The organism is Amycolatopsis sp. NBC_00345 (assembly GCF_036116635.1).
Classification (GTDB): Bacteria; Actinomycetota; Actinomycetes; order Mycobacteriales; family Pseudonocardiaceae; genus Amycolatopsis.
The window spans coordinates 6,595,351-6,610,709 of sequence record NZ_CP107995.1; the positions used below are offsets into that span (position 1 = coordinate 6,595,351).

Sequence of the window (15,359 nt, forward strand, 5' to 3'; positions counted from 1 at the left end):
AGCTCCTCGTCACCCGGGCAGCACGTGCACCGTCCGCCGGCAACCCGCGTCACGCTGGCGGGTGGCTGGTCAGGGCAGTCTCCGGCCGTGCTGGCAAGATCGTGACAAGTACGGGCTACGGTGTTGCCTCGTGACCGCGATACGCGATCGCCAGAGCGATCCTGATGCCGATGACGCCCCCGTGCCCTGGGACGAGCGTCTTGTCCTCGGCGCGAGGCGCGGGTTGCCCTGGTGGGCGGTCGTCCTCGTGGGCTTCGGCCTTGCCGTGCTCGGCGCCATCATCGATGAAAAGACCAAGGGCAGCCTCGACTTCGTCTTCAAGGCCGGCTACTTCGTCGGGGCCGTGATCGCGGTCGGCGCGGTGCAGAGACGGGCGCTGTTCGGCCCGATGGTGCAGCCGCCGCTGGTGCTGGCCGTCACGGTGCCCGGTGTGGTGCTGCTGACCGGCGGCTCCGGCTCGGGCGGAGACACGCTCTCCAAGCTGCTGGACGTGGGCAGGCCGCTGATCAACGGCTTCCCGACGATGGCGGTCGTCACCGGCGTGACCCTCCTCTTCGGCTTCTTCCGCATCTACCGTGAGCGCGATCCCGATGCCCCGGTGAAGCTGAAGGGCAAGAAGGCGCCCGCCAGGGACGGCGAGCCGTCGGCCGCCCGGCCGCGGACCCGGCCCCCGGGTGCCAACCGCACGGGCCAGACGCCGCTGCCGGCGAGCGGACGCCGGGGTGCGCCGAGGGATCGAGACCTCGATGCCCCGCCGCCGCGACGACCCCGTCCGCCGGCCGACCCGGGCGCCCGCCCGCGCCGCGACCCGGCCGACCCCGGCGCACGCGGCACGCGTAAGCCTCCGCCGGAGGGCCGCCGCCCGCGGCCACCGGAAGCGGACCCCCGCCGTCGCGGCGAGCCCCGTGGCGACACCCCGCCGCCGCGTCGCCGCCCCCGGGCCGACGAGCCGCCACCAGCCGGCCGCCCCCGCCCGCCACGCCGCGAGCCCCCGCGCCGCTCCCGCCCGTGGGACGACGAGTCCTGACAACCCGACAACGTTGACATCCCGCGGGAACGCCCCGCGGAGCCCGAAACCCGAGAAGGGCCGCCGATCCACACAGGATCGGCGGCCCTTCTCTTTTCGTACGGCACAAATGGAACAGGACCGAGAAGGCCGAATCCCCGCGCTGCGGGTCAGGCTCACAGAGCTGCGGGTCAGCCTTCACAGACCGGACAGGTCACTGGACGGGCAACACCGAGCCGAGCCGAGCGGCGACGACGGCCGCCACCGCCCCTGGAGTCAGGAGCCCGGCAAGCGCCGCCGTGACCGGGCACAGGCCTTCGCGACCGCCGAAGTCAGCTCGCACCCCAACCGGCAAGGACAGGCGGACGCACAAGCCCCGCCGCCTCACAAACCGACCTGCACAAACTGACGCCTGGCCCGAAGCCCGAGACCAGCGCGCTCAACCCCGCCTCACCAGGCCGGAAACCAGCGCACAGCCTGGCCCGTCCGGCCTGAAACCAAGCTCGCACAAAGCCCGAACCCAGCGCGCGACCAGCGCCCAGTCCGACCCAAAACCAGCGCCCAGTCCGGCCCAAAGCCAAGCTCAGTCCGGACTCCCACTAAGCCCGAAACCAGCGCGCAGCCCGGTCCCCGTCCGGCCCAAAACCAGTGCTCAGGACTCCGGCTGCGCCACAACCTCCGACTTAGCCGCAGCCGCATCCGCAGCCTCCGACTTAACAGCCTTCCGCAGCTCCTTCGGCAAAGCGAAGGCGATCTTCTCGTTGGCCGTGGTCACCTCGTCGACCTGGCCCCAGCCGCGGTCGGCGAGCCAGGTGAGGAGGTCCATGACCAGGTTGTCCGGCACCGAGGCGCCCGACGTGACGCCGACCGTGGTGACGCCCTCCAGCCAGGACTCGTCGACCTCGCTGGCGAAGTCGATCAGGTGGGAGTCGCGGGCGCCGGCCTTCAGGGCGACCTCCACGAGGCGCTTGGAGTTCGACGAGTTCGTCGAACCGACCACCAGCACCAGGTCGCACTCGGGGGCCATCGCCTTGACCGCGACCTGACGGTTCGTGGTGGCGTAACAGATGTCGTCGCTGGGCGGGTCGGCCAAGCCGGGGAAACGCTCGCGCAGCTGGTCGACGCGCTCCATCGTCTCGTCGACCGACAGCGTGGTCTGGGAGAGCCAGATCACCTTCGACGGGTCGCGCACGTCGACCTTGTCGACGTCCTCCGCCTTGTCCACGAGCTGCACCTTGTCCGGCGCCTCACCCGCGGTGCCCTCCACCTCCTCGTGGCCCTCGTGGCCGATCAGGAGGATGTCGTAGTCGTCCTTGGCGAAGCGGTTGACCTCCTTGTGCACCTTCGTCACGAGGGGGCAGGTCGCGTCGATGGTGCGGAGGTTCCGCTCCTCGGCCTGGGCGTGCACCATCGGCGAGACGCCGTGCGCGGAGAACACCACCAGCGCGCCCTCGGGCACCTCGGAGGTCTCCTCGACGAAGATCGCGCCACGCTCGCGCAGCGTCTCGACGACGTGCCGGTTGTGCACGATCTCCTTGCGCACGTACACCGGGGCGCCATACAGCTCCAGGGCCTTTTCCACGGCGATCACGGCGCGGTCCACGCCCGCGCAGTAGCCACGCGGCTTCGCGAGCAGGACTCGCTTGCCGGTGGCCGGCCCGCCGGAGCCGGCGATCGTCGGAGTGCCGGCGGGGTCGATTCCGGGGCTCGCTGAACTCATGCCCCCAGCGTACGGGCTGCCCCACACCGAACTCGAAGTCCTCTTTAGGATGACCTGACTCCGCCATCCGGGCTGTGCCGGGAGTCACGTCCGGTACCCCAACCCACCCGTTCGGTTGGGCAGGATGGCCCCTATACGGCAGGCTGGACGCATGAAGCCACTCCCGCTCCCCGTCCGGGTCGCCGCGGGCCTCGCCGTCATAACCGCCGAACGGGTTCGCGAGCTCCCCCGGCAGCTCACCGGGCTTCCCGTCACCGTGGTCAGCCAGGTACTGCAGTTCTCCATGCGTGTGCAGCAGCACGTCACCGAGCTGGCCATCAAGGGTGACGACGCCCTATCCGGCCTGCGCCCGGTCGAGGACACCCCCAGCTGGGCGACGTTCGACGAGGACGCCGCGCCCGACCTGGCGCCCTCGCGGCCGACGCTGGTCTCGGTCGACAACATCCCCGAGCCGCGCGCGCAGACCAACGGCCACCGCCCCTCCTTCACCGAGCCCGAATCCGAGATCGAGCCCGAGATCGAGATCCTGCTGGAGCCCCTGCCCGGAAGCGCGGCCGAGGACGAGCCCGGCGACCCGTGGGCCCAGGAGGAGCGCGCGCTGGCCGAGGAGCACGCGGACGGTGAGAACGACAGCGCCGCCGGCCCCGCGAGCCTGCCGAACTACGACGAGCTCACCCTGCCCCAGCTGCGCGCCCGCCTGCGCCGCCTGACCGTGCCTCAGCTCGAAGAGATCCTGGAGTACGAGAAGGCGAACGAGGACCGCGCGTCCTTCGTCGGCATGCTCGCGCGCCGGATCGGCAACGCGCGCAAGGCGGAAGAGGAACAGGACGACAGCGCGGAAGGCAAGTGACCGGCGAACCCGCCACCAGCGCGGAAAACCCCTGGCCGGTCCGCACGGTCACGCGCAAGATCGGCGACTGGGTGCACCGGCTCGGCGCCGTGTGGGTAGAGGGCCAGGTCACGCAGATCAGCGCACGGCCCGGCACGCAGACCGCGTTCCTCACGCTGCGAGACCCGTCGGCGGACGTCTCGATGTCCGTCACCTGCCCGATGTGGCTGGTGCGCGAGCTGGCGACGCCGCTGCGTGAGGGCGACCGCGTGATCGTGCACGCGAAGCCGTCGTTCTTCTTCGGCCGCGGCACGCTCAGCCTGCGCGCCGACGAGATCCGCGCGGTCGGCATCGGCGAGCTGCTGGCCCGGATCGAGCGGCTGCGTAAGCTGCTGGCCGCCGAAGGCCTGTTCTCGCCCGAGCGGAAACGGCCGATTCCCTTTCTGCCGCAAGGCATCGGCCTGATCACCGGACGCGCTTCGGCGGCGGAGCGCGACGTGCTGGTGAACGCGCAGGCGCGCTGGCCGCACGTGCTGTTCAAGGTGCTGAACACCGCCGTGCAGGGCTCGCAGGCCGTGCCGCAGATGCTCCGCGCACTGTCCACACTGGACAAGGACCCCGACGTCGACGTCATCGTGATCGCCCGCGGCGGCGGCAGCGTGGAGGACCTGCTGCCGTTCTCCGACGAGGCGCTGTGCCGGGCCGTCGCGGCGGCGGGCACGCCGGTGGTCAGCGCGATCGGGCACGAGCCGGACACCCCGCTGCTCGACCACGTCGCCGACCTGCGCTGCTCCACGCCCACGGACGCGAGCAAGCGGATCGTGCCGGACGTGCGCGAGGAGTCCGCCCGCGTCCGCCAGATGCGCGACCGCGGCCGTCGCGCGCTGCACGGCTGGGTCGACACCCAGACGCGGCTGCTGACCCAGCTGCGCAGCCGCCCGTCGCTGGCCGACCCGCTCGGCCCCGTCCAGCGCCGTCTCGACGACATCGGGCTGCACCGCGAACGCGGCCGCCGCGCCATGCTCGGCCTGCTCGCGCGTGACCAGGCCGAAGTCGCCAACGCGCGCGGCCGGCTGACCGCGCTGGGCCCGGCCGCCACGATGTCCCGCGGTTATGCCGTCGTGCAGTTCACCGACTCCAAAGGCAACCTCCAGGTACTGCGCTCCGTCTCCCAGATCGAGGACGGTGCACGCCTGCGCGTGCGGGTCGCCGACGGGGCGGTCCACGCCGTCACCGAGCCGACCGAGACCGCGGAAGGAGACGGGCCGTGACTTACCGGGCACCGGCGTTCCTCCCGCTCACTGTGGACGCCGCCGCCCGGCTCGACGCCGGCCCCCTGTTACGCCAGGCGCTCGCCACCGAGCGCGCCGCCGCCGAGTGCTGGACGGCACTGCTCGCGGGCTGCGGCTCGCCCGCCCGCCGCGACCTGGCGCCGCAGCTGCGGCGGCTGTCCGAGGCGACGTCCGTGCACGTCGGCACGCGCTGGTGGTTCGCCGAAGGCGCCGAGCACCGGCGGCGCGTCGCGGGCGCGCAGGAGCACCTCGAAGACGCGGTCGCGGACGGTGACGGGCAGGAGTTCGCCCTCGCGTTCGTCGGCTACGACCACGCGATGGCCAGCGCGGTAGTGTGCGCGCACAGCCCGGTGCATCGGAAGGTCGGAGAACGTCGAGCGTGAGCGAAGCAGCCAGCGAAACCGCCGGACTCGGCTACGAGCAGGCCCGCGACCGGCTCGTCGAGGTGGTCAAGGAGCTTGAAGCGGGCGGCCTGTCCCTGGAGCAGTCGCTCTCGCTGTGGGAAAAGGGCGAGCAGCTCTCGAAGGTCTGCGAGCGGCACCTCGAGGGCGCGCGCGAGCGGATCGAGGCCGCGCTGGCGTCCGTGGAGACCGACGACTCAGAGTGACGTGCACCATGCGCGACTGAATCGGTCAGGTGGACTGGTGGTCTGAGAGACTGGGCACCCGCCGAGTTCAGCGATCCGGGAGGCCCGCATGACTACCGCCAGTGACCCACGACGCCGTGAAGCGCCGGATCGCAACCTCGCCATGGAGCTGGTACGGGTGACCGAGGCCGCCGCGATGGCCGCGGGCCGCTGGGTCGGCAAGGGCGACAAGATCGGCGGCGACGGCGCGGCCGTCGACGCGATGCGCCAGCTCGTCTCCACCGTCTCGATGCGCGGGGTAGTCGTGATCGGCGAGGGCGAGAAGGACGAGGCGCCCATGCTGTTCAACGGCGAAGAGGTGGGCAACGGCGACGGCCCGGACTGCGACGTCGCGGTCGACCCCGTCGACGGCACCACGCTGATGGCCAAGGGCATGCCCAACGCGCTGGCCGTGCTCGCGGTGGCCGAGCGCGGGGCGATGTTCGACCCGTCGGCCGTGTTCTACATGGAGAAGCTCGCCGTCGGCCCCGACGCCGCGGGCAAGGTGGACCTGGCCGCGCCGGTCGCGGAGAACATCCGCCGTGTCGCGAAGGCCAAGAACTCCAGCGTCAGCGACGTGACCGTGTGCATCCTCGACCGGCCGCGGCACGAGCAGATCATCAAGGAGGTCCGCGAGGCGGGCGCCCGCATCCGGTTCATCTCCGACGGCGACGTGGCGGGCGCGATCGCCGCGGCCCGGCCGACCACCGGTGTCGACATGTTGCTCGGGATCGGCGGCACGCCCGAGGGCATCATCGCGGCCTGCGCGATGAAGTGCCTCGGCGGCGAGCTGCAGGGCCGGCTGTGGCCGAAGGACGAGGCCGAGCGGGAGAAGGCGCTGGCCGCGGGCCACGACCTCGACCGCGTGCTCGGCAACGACGACCTGGTGCGCGGCGACAACACCTTCTTCTGCGCCACCGGCGTGACCGACGGCGACCTGCTGCGCGGCGTGCACTACCGGTCGGGCGGCGCCACGACGCAGTCCATCGTGATGCGGTCCAAGTCCGGCACCGTCAGAATGATCGACGGCTACCACCGGCTGAACAAGCTCCGGGCGTATTCGTCCGTGAACTTCGACGGCAACCTGGACACGCCCGAGGACGGCTCCGACGCCGTCCCGCCCCTGCCCTGAATTTCCCGATCAAGGAGTCGCCCGGTGCCCAAGCGGTTGTTCGCGCTGCTGTTGACGATCCTCGCCGGAACGGCGCTCGCCACCGGCAGCGCGACCGCTGGGCCGTCGATCGTCGGCGGCACCGCCGCGGACCAGCCTTACCCGTTCGTGGTGTCGCTGCACTCCTCGTCGGGCAAGGTCTTCTGCGCCGGTTCGCTGATCGCGCCGACGTGGGTCGCCACGGCCGCGCACTGCGTGTACGGAAAGGACCCGGCGACGGTCGCGCTTCGGCTGGGCAGCAACGAAAGCGACCAGGGCGGCGAGACCGCGCAGGCCGCGGAGTTCATCGTGCACCCGCACTTCAACGTCAAAACGCAGACCGGCGACCTCGCCCTCATCCGGCTCGCCGCGGCGGCGCAGACGGCCCCGATCGCCCTCGGCGACACCGCGGCGCCCGGCGCGGCGGCCCGCATCCTCGGCTGGGGCCAGACCTGCCCGGCCCCGAACTGCGGTCCCCTCGCGCCTTCGCTGCAACAGCTCGACACGCACCTGGTCGAGGGCTCGAAATGCACCGCCGCGTTCGACGGCACCGCCGAGCTGTGCACCGACAACCCGGACGGCGAGAACGGCTCCTGCTACGGCGACTCCGGCGGCCCGGAGCTGGCCCGCGACGGCGACCACTGGACGTTGATCGGCCTGACCAGCCGCCCCGGCAACGGCTCCGCGACCTGCGCGACGGCGCCGTCGATCTATACGTCCGTGGTCGCCTACGAACCGTGGATCGCGGAGAAGACCGGCTGAGTCACTCGGCGTTGCTGGAGTGGCCCGGGAACAAGTGCGCGTCCGGATCCAGTGCCACGGCGATGTTGTTCACCGCGGTGGCGGCCTCGCCGAAGCCGGTGGCGATGAGCTTCACCTTCCCCGGATACGCCGCGACGTCGCCGGCCGCGTAGACCCGGGGCCGCGCCGTCGCCATGGTCGAGTCCACCGAGATGGCGCGGTGGTCGATCTCCAGCCCCCAGCTTTCGATCGGCCCGAGGTCGGCCGTGAAGCCCAGCGCGGCGACCACGGCGTTGGCCGGAAGCTGCTCGTCCTCACCGTTCTTCACCGTCACCTCCACCGCCGCGAGTTCGCCGTCCGACGCCTCGACGAAGCGCGTCACCTCGGCGTCGGTGATCATCCGGACGCCCAGGCCACGCACCTCGCGCACGATGGACTCCGCGGCGCGGAACTTCGCGCGGCGGTGCACGAGGGTGACACTCGCGGCGATCGGGTGCAGGGCCAGGCACCAGTCGAACGCCGAGTCGCCGCCGCCGACCACGACCACGTGCTGGCCCGCGTGCGCCTGCAGTGACGGGACGAAGTGGACCATGCCGCGGCCGAGCCAGCCGTCGCCCGCGGGCAGTGGACGCGGGGTGAACTCGCCGATGCCCGCGGTGACCAGCACGGCGCCCGCGCGCAGCACCTCACCGCCGTCGAGGGTCAGCTCGACCCCGCCGTCGACGCTCTCCAGCTTCTCCGCCTTGCGGCCCAGCAGGTACGCCGGCCGCCACGGCTCGACCTGGTCCACCAGGCCCTGCACCAGGTCACGGCCGCGGATCGCGGCGAACCCGCCCACGTCGAAGATCATCTTCTCCGGGTACATGGCGGTGACCTGCCCGCCCGGCTCGGGCAGCGAATCGACCACGGCCATCGACAGGCCGCGGAACCCCGCGTAGTAGGCCGCGAACAGCCCAGTGGGCCCGGCTCCGATGATGACGAGGTCGTACGACGAATCCATGAGGCTCGCTCCAGCCAGTGGTGGGTGGCGGTGATCGAGAACACTTGAAGGATATCCAGTGTGGCTAGCCACTCGGTTGAGGGCGGCGGTGGGGAGGAAGGCGGAGCTAGCCCGACCGACTGGGTGATTTCTGCGAACCGCGTGGGCGACGCCACCCCGCGAACACCGCCGAACAGGGCCAGAATCGGGTGTATGGCTGAACAGGAATACCGGATCGAACACGACACGATGGGTGAGGTCCGCGTCCCGGTCGACGCGCTCTACCGCGCGCAGACGCAGCGTGCCGTGGAGAACTTCCCCATCTCCGGCCGCGGTCTCGAGCGCGCCCAGATCCGCGCGCTGGGCCTGTTGAAGGCGGCCGCCGCGCACGTGAACGCGAAGCTCGGCGTGCTGGAGCCCGACGTCGCGGACGCGATCGCCACCGCCGCCGACGAGGTCGCCGCCGGCCGGCACGACGAGCACTTCCCGATCGACGTCTTCCAGACCGGCTCCGGCACCTCGTCCAACATGAACGCGAACGAGGTCATCGCGACGCTCGCCACCCGCGCGCTGGGCCGCGAAGTGCACCCGAACGACCACGTCAACGCCTCGCAGTCGTCGAACGACACGTTCCCGACGACCATCCACGTCGCCGCCACGGAGGCCGTGCTCACCGACGTCGTCCCGGCGCTGGAGCACCTCGCGGGCGCGATCGAGGCGCGCGCCGCCGAGTGGGCGGACGTCGTGAAGTCCGGCCGCACGCACCTGATGGACGCCGTGCCCATCACGCTCGGCCAGGAGGCGGGCGCGTGGGCCGCGCAGGTCCGCTTCGGCGTCGAACGGCTCCGGTCCGGCCTGCCGCGGCTGGGCGAGCTGCCGATCGGCGGCACCGCCGTGGGCTCCGGGCTGAACGCGCCGGACGGCTTCGGCGCCGCCGTCGCCGCCGAGCTCGCGGAGCTGACCGGCCTGCCGCTGACCGAGGCGCGCAACCACTTCGAGGCGCAGGCGACGCAGGACAGCGTCGTCGAGACCTCGGGCCATCTGCGCACGATCGCGGTGTCGCTGAACAAGATCGCGAACGACCTGCGCTGGCTGGGCTCCGGCCCGCGCACCGGGCTGGGCGAGCTGGCGCTGCCGGACCTGCAGCCGGGCTCGTCGATCATGCCGGGCAAGGTCAACCCGGTGATCCCGGAGGCGACGCTGCAGGTGGTGGCGCAGGTGATCGGCAACGACGCGGCGGTGGCGTTCGCGGGCGCGGCGGGCAACTTCCAGCTCAACGTGAACCTGCCCGTGATCGCGCGCAACGTGCTCGAGTCCGCGCGGCTGCTCGCGGCCGTCTCACGGCTGCTGGCGGACAAGGTGTTCGACGGCGTCACCGCGAACGTCGAGCGGACGCGCCAGTACGCCGAGGGCTCGCCTTCGATCGTCACGCCGCTCAACAAATACATCGGCTACGAAGCGGCGGCAGCGGTCGCGAAGCAGGCGCTCAAGGAGCTGAAGACGATCCGCGAAGTCGTCATCGAACGCGGTTTCGTCAAGGACGGCAAGCTCACCGAGGCCCAGCTCGACGAGGCCCTCGACGTGCTCCGCATGGCCCGCGGCGGCAAGTAGCCGGGCTCCGGGATCCTCCCGCTGAACCGCCGGTGAATTCCTGGTTCACGCGGGAGGGGTCCCAGCGCGTCGCCCTAATGTGGTTGTTCTCGAACAGCCGAGGGGGACAACGCTGTGGGCTTCGGGGAAATCGTGCGATCCGTCGCGGAGGTACTCACCTCCGGCCGCGGCATCGTGCCGATCGCGGTCGTCGCCGGCGCCACGATCGCCGCGCCGGTGATCGACCGCTACGTGATCCGCCGCCGCCGGCTGATCTACCGCGTGCTCTACAACTCGAAGATCGGCCTGAACCCGATCCCCTTGCACGACCGGAAGAACGGCGCCGCGCAGGCCGACCCCGAGCTGGTCCGGACCGTGCGGCTGCTGGAGCCGCTGAGCGTCGTGGTGATCCGCATCCGCAACACCGGCAGCTTCGACATCGGCCCCGGCGACTTCGAGCACCCGCTCCAGTTCACCTTCGGCAGCCGGGTGGTCTGGGACGCCCGGGTTTCCGAAGCGCGCGACGGCCTCCGCGACGTCGTGCGCGACGGGCTCGAGTTCTTCACCCGCGACACCGTCGACCCGCAGCCGGTCGCGGAAACCGCGAAGCTGTCCGGTGTCCGGGCCCTGCTGCCGCAGCGGCTGAGCGGTTTCCTGCGCCAGCCCGGACCCGACGTGGATCCGCGCGCGCCGCAGTGGCACGGCGTCCGCCTCGGGCAGCTTTCCTTGAAGCGACGGGAAAAGTTCAAGCTCGTGGTGGTCCTGCACGAGGCCGACGGGTGGCAGGGCGGGCCGTTGTCGAAGGAACTCGACGTCACCGGGCGGCTCACCGGCGGGCGGATCAAGGACGAGCGCAAACAGCGACGGCTGTCCTGGCCAGTGGTGACCGTGGCGATCGGTGTGCTGCTGACGGGCGCGCTGCTGTCCACGCTGATCGTCGCCGCTTCCCGCACCGCCGCGACGCCCGGCTGCGCGAACGGGACTCTCGCGGTGCACGGCTCAAGCGCGTTCGTGCCGATCATGGCCAGCGTCGCGAAGGAATACCACGCGCTGTGCGGCGACTCGAACATCACGACGCAGGCCAGCGGCAGCGTCGCGGCGGTCCGCGAGTTCGGCCCGCTCGCCACGGCGGGCAAGGACGGCCTCGCCGTGCTGTCGGACGGCAAGGCGGCCGAAGCCGGGCCGGAGCTGGTGCCCCAGGCCGTGGCCGTGCTGATGTACAGCGTGGTGGTGAACAGCTCCGTCGGGCTCGACCGGTTGACCACCGACCAGGTGCGGGGCATCTTCACCGGCCGGTACCGCGACTGGGCGCAGCTGCGGCCGGGCCCGTCGCTGCCTATCCGGATCGCCGGGCGCGGGCAGGAGTCCGGCACCCGCCGGACGTTCGAGCAGAAAGTGCTGGGCACCGTCGAGCCCGGGCTGTCTTCGGACGACTGCCTGAGCCCCGGCCGCGACCCCGGCGCGGCGGTCATCCGCTGCGAACGCGGCACGACGGCCGAGCTGATCCAGGCCGTCGGCGGCACCCTGGGCGCGATCGGCTACGCCGACGTGCCGGCGGCCAAGATCGCGTCCGCGCAGGGCGGCAAGGTGACGGTGGCCCAGCTCGACGGGCACTACCCGGACGTCACGAGCATCGACGCCGGCTACCGGTTCTGGACCGTCGAATACCTGTACACCAAGGGTGTTCCGGCGAACGACTCGCTGCTCAAGGCGTTCATGGACTACCTGCGCAGCGGCACCGCGCGGGCCGAGCTGCAGGACGCGGGCTACACCCCGTGCGTCACGAAAGAGGGACTGCTCGACCGCTATTGCACCAGGCCGGACGCCTGACCGGGCGACGGACGGACGGAAATTGTCGGTGCCGCGGGTCATGATGTCGGGGTGCTGCTGACCGAGATCGTCACCGCGTCCGCCGAGCTGGCGGCCACCCGGTCCAGGAAGGCGAAGACCGCCACCCTGGCCGCGGTGCTGCGCGCCGCCGAGCCCGCCGAGCTGCCCGCCGTGATCGCGTACCTCACGGGGCAGACGGCGCAGGACCGGCTCGGCGCGGGCTGGCGCACGCTCGCGGAGCTGGCCGCCTCCCCCGCGGCGGCGCCTGAGGTGAGTGTCGCCGAAGTGGACGAGGCGCTGACCGAGGTCGCCGCCGCGTCCGGGGCGGGTTCGGTGAAGCGGCGGGCCGACGTGCTCACCGCGTTGTTCAGCCGGCTCACCAAGGCCGAGCAGGAGTTCCTGTTCCGGCTGGTCACCGGCGAGCTGCGGCAGGGCGCGCTGGAGGGCGTGATGGTCGACGCGATCGCGGCGGCGGCCGAGCTGCCGGCGGCGGACGTGCGGCGCGCGTTCATGCTGTCCGGCCGGCTGCCGGTCACCGGCCACGCGGCCCTGACCGGGGGCGCGGCGCGGCTCGCCGAGTTCCGCCTGGCGCTCGGGCGGCCGATCCGGCCGATGCTGGCCTCCCCCGCGGAATCGCTCGACGAGGCGGCGGCCGAGCACGCGCACGCGATCGTCGAGTACAAAATGGACGGTGCGCGGATCCAGGTGCACCGTCAGGGCGACGAGGTGCACGTGTACACCCGCACGCTGCGGGAGATCACCTCGAGCGTGCAGGAGCTGGTCGACCTCGTGCGGGCGCTGCCGTGCGAATCCGTGGTGCTGGACGGCGAAACGCTGGCGCTCGCCGACGACGGCAGGCCACGCCCGTTCCAGGAGACGATGAGCCGCTTCGGCAGCACGCGCGAGGAGCAGGTGCGCGCGCTGCTGCTGCGGCCGTACTTCTTCGACTGCCTGCACCTCGACGGCGCCGACCTGCTGGACGCGCCGCTGTCGGAGCGCAATGCGGCGCTGCGCCGGGTCGCGGGCGAGCACGTGATCCCGGGTGAGGTGGCGCCCGCGGACCCGGCCGCGGTGCTGGAGGCGGCGATGGCCGCGGGCCACGAGGGCGTGATGGTGAAGGACCTCGCCTCGCCGTACGCGGCGGGCCGGCGCGGGCGGGCCTGGCTGAAGGTGAAACCGGTGCACACCATCGACCTGGTGGTGCTCGCGGCGGAGTGGGGCCACGGGCGGCGCACCGGCACGCTGTCCAACCTGCACCTCGGCGCCCGCGACCCGGACGGCGGCCCGCCGATCATGGTGGGCAAGACGTTCAAGGGCATGACCGACGAACTACTGGCCTGGCAAACGAAACGGTTCCAGGAGATCGAAACCCACCGCGACGACTGGACAGTCCACGTGCGACCGGAGGTAGTGGTCGAGATCGAGCTGGACGGCGCGCAGGTCAGTCCCCGCTACCCGGGCGGCCTGGCGCTGCGGTTCGCCCGCGTCGTGCGCTACCGCCCGGACAAGGACCCCGCCGACGCGGACACGATCGACACAGTCCGGGGCCTGCTCCGCGGCGACCGGACGGGACAGGAGGGCTGACTTCTGGGGGTATTTTCCGGTTGAGCGGTGTGGTGCCGCATCGGGTTGCTTCGGGCTGCTTCGACGTCGCCGAGGGAGGGGACACGGTCGACGCCTCGCCTCGGGCACTCGGGGCACTCGGGGCGAGGCCGGGCTGGCGGGCTGGCGGGCTGGCGGGCTGGCGGGCTGGCGGGCTGGCGGGCTGGCGGGCTGGCGGGCTGGCGGGCTGGCGGGCTGGCGGGCTGGCGACCGATTCTCACCCGGGCGAGCCACCGGCCACGGTCACGTCCAGCGTCGGGAACGGCTGGCTCACATCACCGGCGAGGCGGCGCGCCCACCTGCACGCGGAGCATGCCCTACGCCAGTCAACCCCGCCCGGGATCCCGGCGCGCTCCGCGAACAGGAGCCGGACCAGAACAGGAGCCACCATCAGCCTGCCCGGCCACCCGGGCCCCGACTCGCTCACGCAACAGAAGCCAAGCCAGCACCCTGCCCGACCGCCAGGCGCCCAGCCCGCTGCGCAAACAGGGCCCGCGCCATCGGCATGCCCGCCCACCCGGCGTCCCAGCCTGCCCGCGAACAGGAGCCAAGCCAGCACCGCGCCCAGCAGCCCGGCGCCCGGCCCGGCCCGCGAACAGGAGCCAGGCCACCACCGCACCCGGCCGTCCGGCCCACTCACGCGAGCCGGAACCAGCCCACCACCCCGCCCAGCCACCCGACCTCAACCGCGGACGCTCAGCCACCCGGCCTCACCCGCGGACGCGACGAAACGCGTTGAGCGGGTCGTTGATCCCAGCCTGAGCCAACGCCCGCCAGGCGCTCCGGCCACGGGCGACGGGTTTGCCGGCCGCGACGCGGTGGAGTTGCTGGGTGTGCCACTGGACTTCGAGCAGGCTGTCGGCGAGCCGGATGCCGGTGCGCGGGCAGAGCCGCTCCGCGCGGGCGTCCTCGCCGGCGAGCAGGCGTGCGGGCAGGCCCGGGTCGACGGTCAGGGGGCGGCCGAGGCCGATCACGTCGAGGGCGCCCGAGCGCAGGGCCTCGGCCATGCCCTCCGCGGTGGTGAAGCCGCCGGTGACCATGAGGGCGACGTCGGAGACCTCGCGCGCTTTGGCCGCGTAGTCCAGAAAATACGCCTCCCGGCGCGCGGTGCTCTCGCGGCCGGAGCCCATCATCGCGGCCTTCTCGTACGTGCCGCCGGAGATCTCCAGGAGGTCGAGGCCCGCGTCGCCGAGGGCGCGGACGACCTGTAGCGACTCGTCCTCGCCGAAGCCGCCGCGCTGGAAGTCCGCGCTGTTCAGCTTCACCGACACCGGCACCGAATCGCCCACCGCCGCCCGCACGCGGCGGACCACCTCAAGCAGGAAACGGCTGCGGTCGCGGCCCCACTCGTCGTCACGGAGGTTCGTCAGCGGCGAGAGGAACTGCGAGATCAGGTACCCGTGCGCGCCGTGGAGCTGCACCCCGGCGAACCCGGCGTCGACGAACGTCCTCGCCGCCAGCGCGAACCGGTCGACGATCGCCTCGATCTCGTCGCCCGTCAGGGCTCGCGGCGCGGCGAACGCGGTCCGCACGCCGCGATCACCGAACGGCACCGCGGACGGCGCGACCGGCTGCCGCGAAAGGTACCGGGGGCTCTGCCGACCGGGATGGTTGAGCTGCACCCACAGCCGGGCGCCGGTCCCGTCGACGCTGCGCGCCCACGGCCGGAAGACGGCGGGGTCCGGCGCGGCAGGCAGCGCGACGTTGCGCGGCTCGCCGATCGCCGCCGGGTCGACCATCACGTTGCCGGTCACCAGCAGGCCCGCGCCGCCGTGCGCCCAGGTCCGGTACAGCTCGGCCAGCTCCGGCGTCGGCCGGTTGCGGCGGTCGCCGAGCTGCTCGCTCAGCGCCGACTTCGCGAGCCGGTGCGGCAGCACCTCCCCGCAGCGCAGCTTGAGCGGCTCGGCCAGCAGTTCCCGGGTGGCTGTCATCGCGGTCCCGTCGTCGCAGCGAACTTACCGGCAGTAGGCTACCCGAAAGTAGATACCAGCGGTA

At 72.2% G+C, this 15,359-nt stretch carries 13 protein-coding genes; 10 read left to right on the plus strand and 3 right to left on the minus strand.

The annotated features are described in order from the left end of the window. Positions 1-130: 130 nt before the first annotated feature. On the plus strand, positions 131-1,027 hold the full coding sequence (locus OG943_RS29485; protein WP_328604182.1) for a DUF6542 domain-containing protein: 897 nt from the start codon (positions 131-133) through the stop codon (positions 1,025-1,027). Between the two features lie 631 nt (positions 1,028-1,658). Here the strand turns inward: OG943_RS29485 and OG943_RS29490 are convergent. Continuing rightward, on the minus strand, positions 1,659-2,726 hold the full coding sequence (locus OG943_RS29490) for a 4-hydroxy-3-methylbut-2-enyl diphosphate reductase (protein WP_328604183.1): 1,068 nt from the start codon (positions 2,724-2,726) through the stop codon (positions 1,659-1,661). A gap of 151 nt (positions 2,727-2,877) precedes the next feature. Here OG943_RS29490 and OG943_RS29495 point away from each other — a divergent pair, with 151 nt between their 5' ends. From OG943_RS29495 to OG943_RS29520, 6 genes are all read left to right on the plus strand, one after another. After that, positions 2,878-3,576 carry a lipid droplet-associated protein gene (locus OG943_RS29495; RefSeq protein WP_328604184.1) on the plus strand — a complete coding sequence of 233 codons (699 nt, stop codon included), beginning with the start codon at positions 2,878-2,880 and terminating at the stop codon, positions 3,574-3,576. Next, positions 3,573-4,826 carry an exodeoxyribonuclease VII large subunit gene (xseA, locus tag OG943_RS29500; protein ID WP_328604185.1) on the plus strand — a complete coding sequence of 418 codons (1,254 nt, stop codon included), beginning with the start codon at positions 3,573-3,575 and terminating at the stop codon, positions 4,824-4,826. Before OG943_RS29495 ends, xseA begins: the two co-directional genes overlap by 4 nt. Further along, positions 4,823-5,230: a hypothetical protein gene (locus OG943_RS29505; protein WP_328604186.1), complete on the plus strand. Its 408-nt coding sequence runs from the start codon at positions 4,823-4,825 to the stop codon at positions 5,228-5,230. Before xseA ends, OG943_RS29505 begins: the two co-directional genes overlap by 4 nt. Further along, the gene (locus OG943_RS29510) at positions 5,227-5,454 is read left to right on the plus strand and encodes an exodeoxyribonuclease VII small subunit (protein WP_328604187.1); all 228 of its coding nucleotides are present in this window, start codon (positions 5,227-5,229) and stop codon (positions 5,452-5,454) included. Before OG943_RS29505 ends, OG943_RS29510 begins: the two co-directional genes overlap by 4 nt. Positions 5,455-5,542: 88 nt before the next feature. Continuing rightward, the gene (glpX, locus tag OG943_RS29515; protein ID WP_328604188.1) at positions 5,543-6,604 is read left to right on the plus strand and encodes a class II fructose-bisphosphatase; all 1,062 of its coding nucleotides are present in this window, start codon (positions 5,543-5,545) and stop codon (positions 6,602-6,604) included. Between the two features lie 24 nt (positions 6,605-6,628). After that, positions 6,629-7,384: a S1 family peptidase gene (locus tag OG943_RS29520; protein WP_328604189.1), complete on the plus strand. Its 756-nt coding sequence runs from the start codon at positions 6,629-6,631 to the stop codon at positions 7,382-7,384. Between the two features lies 1 nt (position 7,385). On the opposite strand, the gene OG943_RS29525 is transcribed toward OG943_RS29520, so the two are convergent. Further along, on the minus strand, positions 7,386-8,363 hold the full coding sequence (locus tag OG943_RS29525) for an NAD(P)/FAD-dependent oxidoreductase (protein WP_328604190.1): 978 nt from the start codon (positions 8,361-8,363) through the stop codon (positions 7,386-7,388). 192 nt (positions 8,364-8,555) lie between these two features. Between OG943_RS29525 and OG943_RS29530 the strand changes: the two genes are divergently transcribed. The 3 genes from OG943_RS29530 (at position 8,556) to OG943_RS29540 (ending at position 13,346) form a co-directional block, all read left to right on the plus strand. Next, entirely contained in the window at positions 8,556-9,953 is a 1,398-nt protein-coding gene (locus tag OG943_RS29530; protein ID WP_328604191.1) for a class II fumarate hydratase, read from the plus strand. A gap of 114 nt (positions 9,954-10,067) precedes the next feature. Beyond that, positions 10,068-11,762 carry a PstS family phosphate ABC transporter substrate-binding protein gene (locus OG943_RS29535; protein ID WP_328604192.1) on the plus strand — a complete coding sequence of 565 codons (1,695 nt, stop codon included), beginning with the start codon at positions 10,068-10,070 and terminating at the stop codon, positions 11,760-11,762. Positions 11,763-11,813: 51 nt separating this feature from the next. Next, positions 11,814-13,346, plus strand: coding sequence for an ATP-dependent DNA ligase (locus OG943_RS29540; RefSeq protein WP_328604193.1), 1,533 nt, complete (start codon positions 11,814-11,816; stop codon positions 13,344-13,346). Positions 13,347-14,074: 728 nt separating this feature from the next. On the opposite strand, the gene OG943_RS29545 is transcribed toward OG943_RS29540, so the two are convergent. After that, a complete protein-coding gene (locus OG943_RS29545) occupies positions 14,075-15,295 on the minus strand; it encodes an NADH:flavin oxidoreductase/NADH oxidase family protein (protein WP_328604194.1) in 1,221 nt (406 codons plus the stop codon). Positions 15,296-15,359 lie beyond the last annotated feature (64 nt).

Bases quoted from the DNA above. Each gene is read 5' to 3' on its own strand.
- OG943_RS29490 (WP_328604183.1), bottom strand. From the start codon at position 2,726: ATGAGTTCAGCGAGCCCCGGAATCGACCCCGCCGGCACTCCGACGATC.
- OG943_RS29495 (WP_328604184.1), top strand. From the start codon at position 2,878: ATGAAGCCACTCCCGCTCCCCGTCCGGGTCGCCGCGGGCCTCGCCGTC.
- glpX (WP_328604188.1), top strand. From the start codon at position 5,543: ATGACTACCGCCAGTGACCCACGACGCCGTGAAGCGCCGGATCGCAAC.
- OG943_RS29525 (WP_328604190.1), bottom strand. From the start codon at position 8,363: ATGGATTCGTCGTACGACCTCGTCATCATCGGAGCCGGGCCCACTGGG.
- OG943_RS29530 (WP_328604191.1), top strand. From the start codon at position 8,556: ATGGCTGAACAGGAATACCGGATCGAACACGACACGATGGGTGAGGTC.
- OG943_RS29545 (WP_328604194.1), bottom strand. From the start codon at position 15,295: ATGACAGCCACCCGGGAACTGCTGGCCGAGCCGCTCAAGCTGCGCTGC.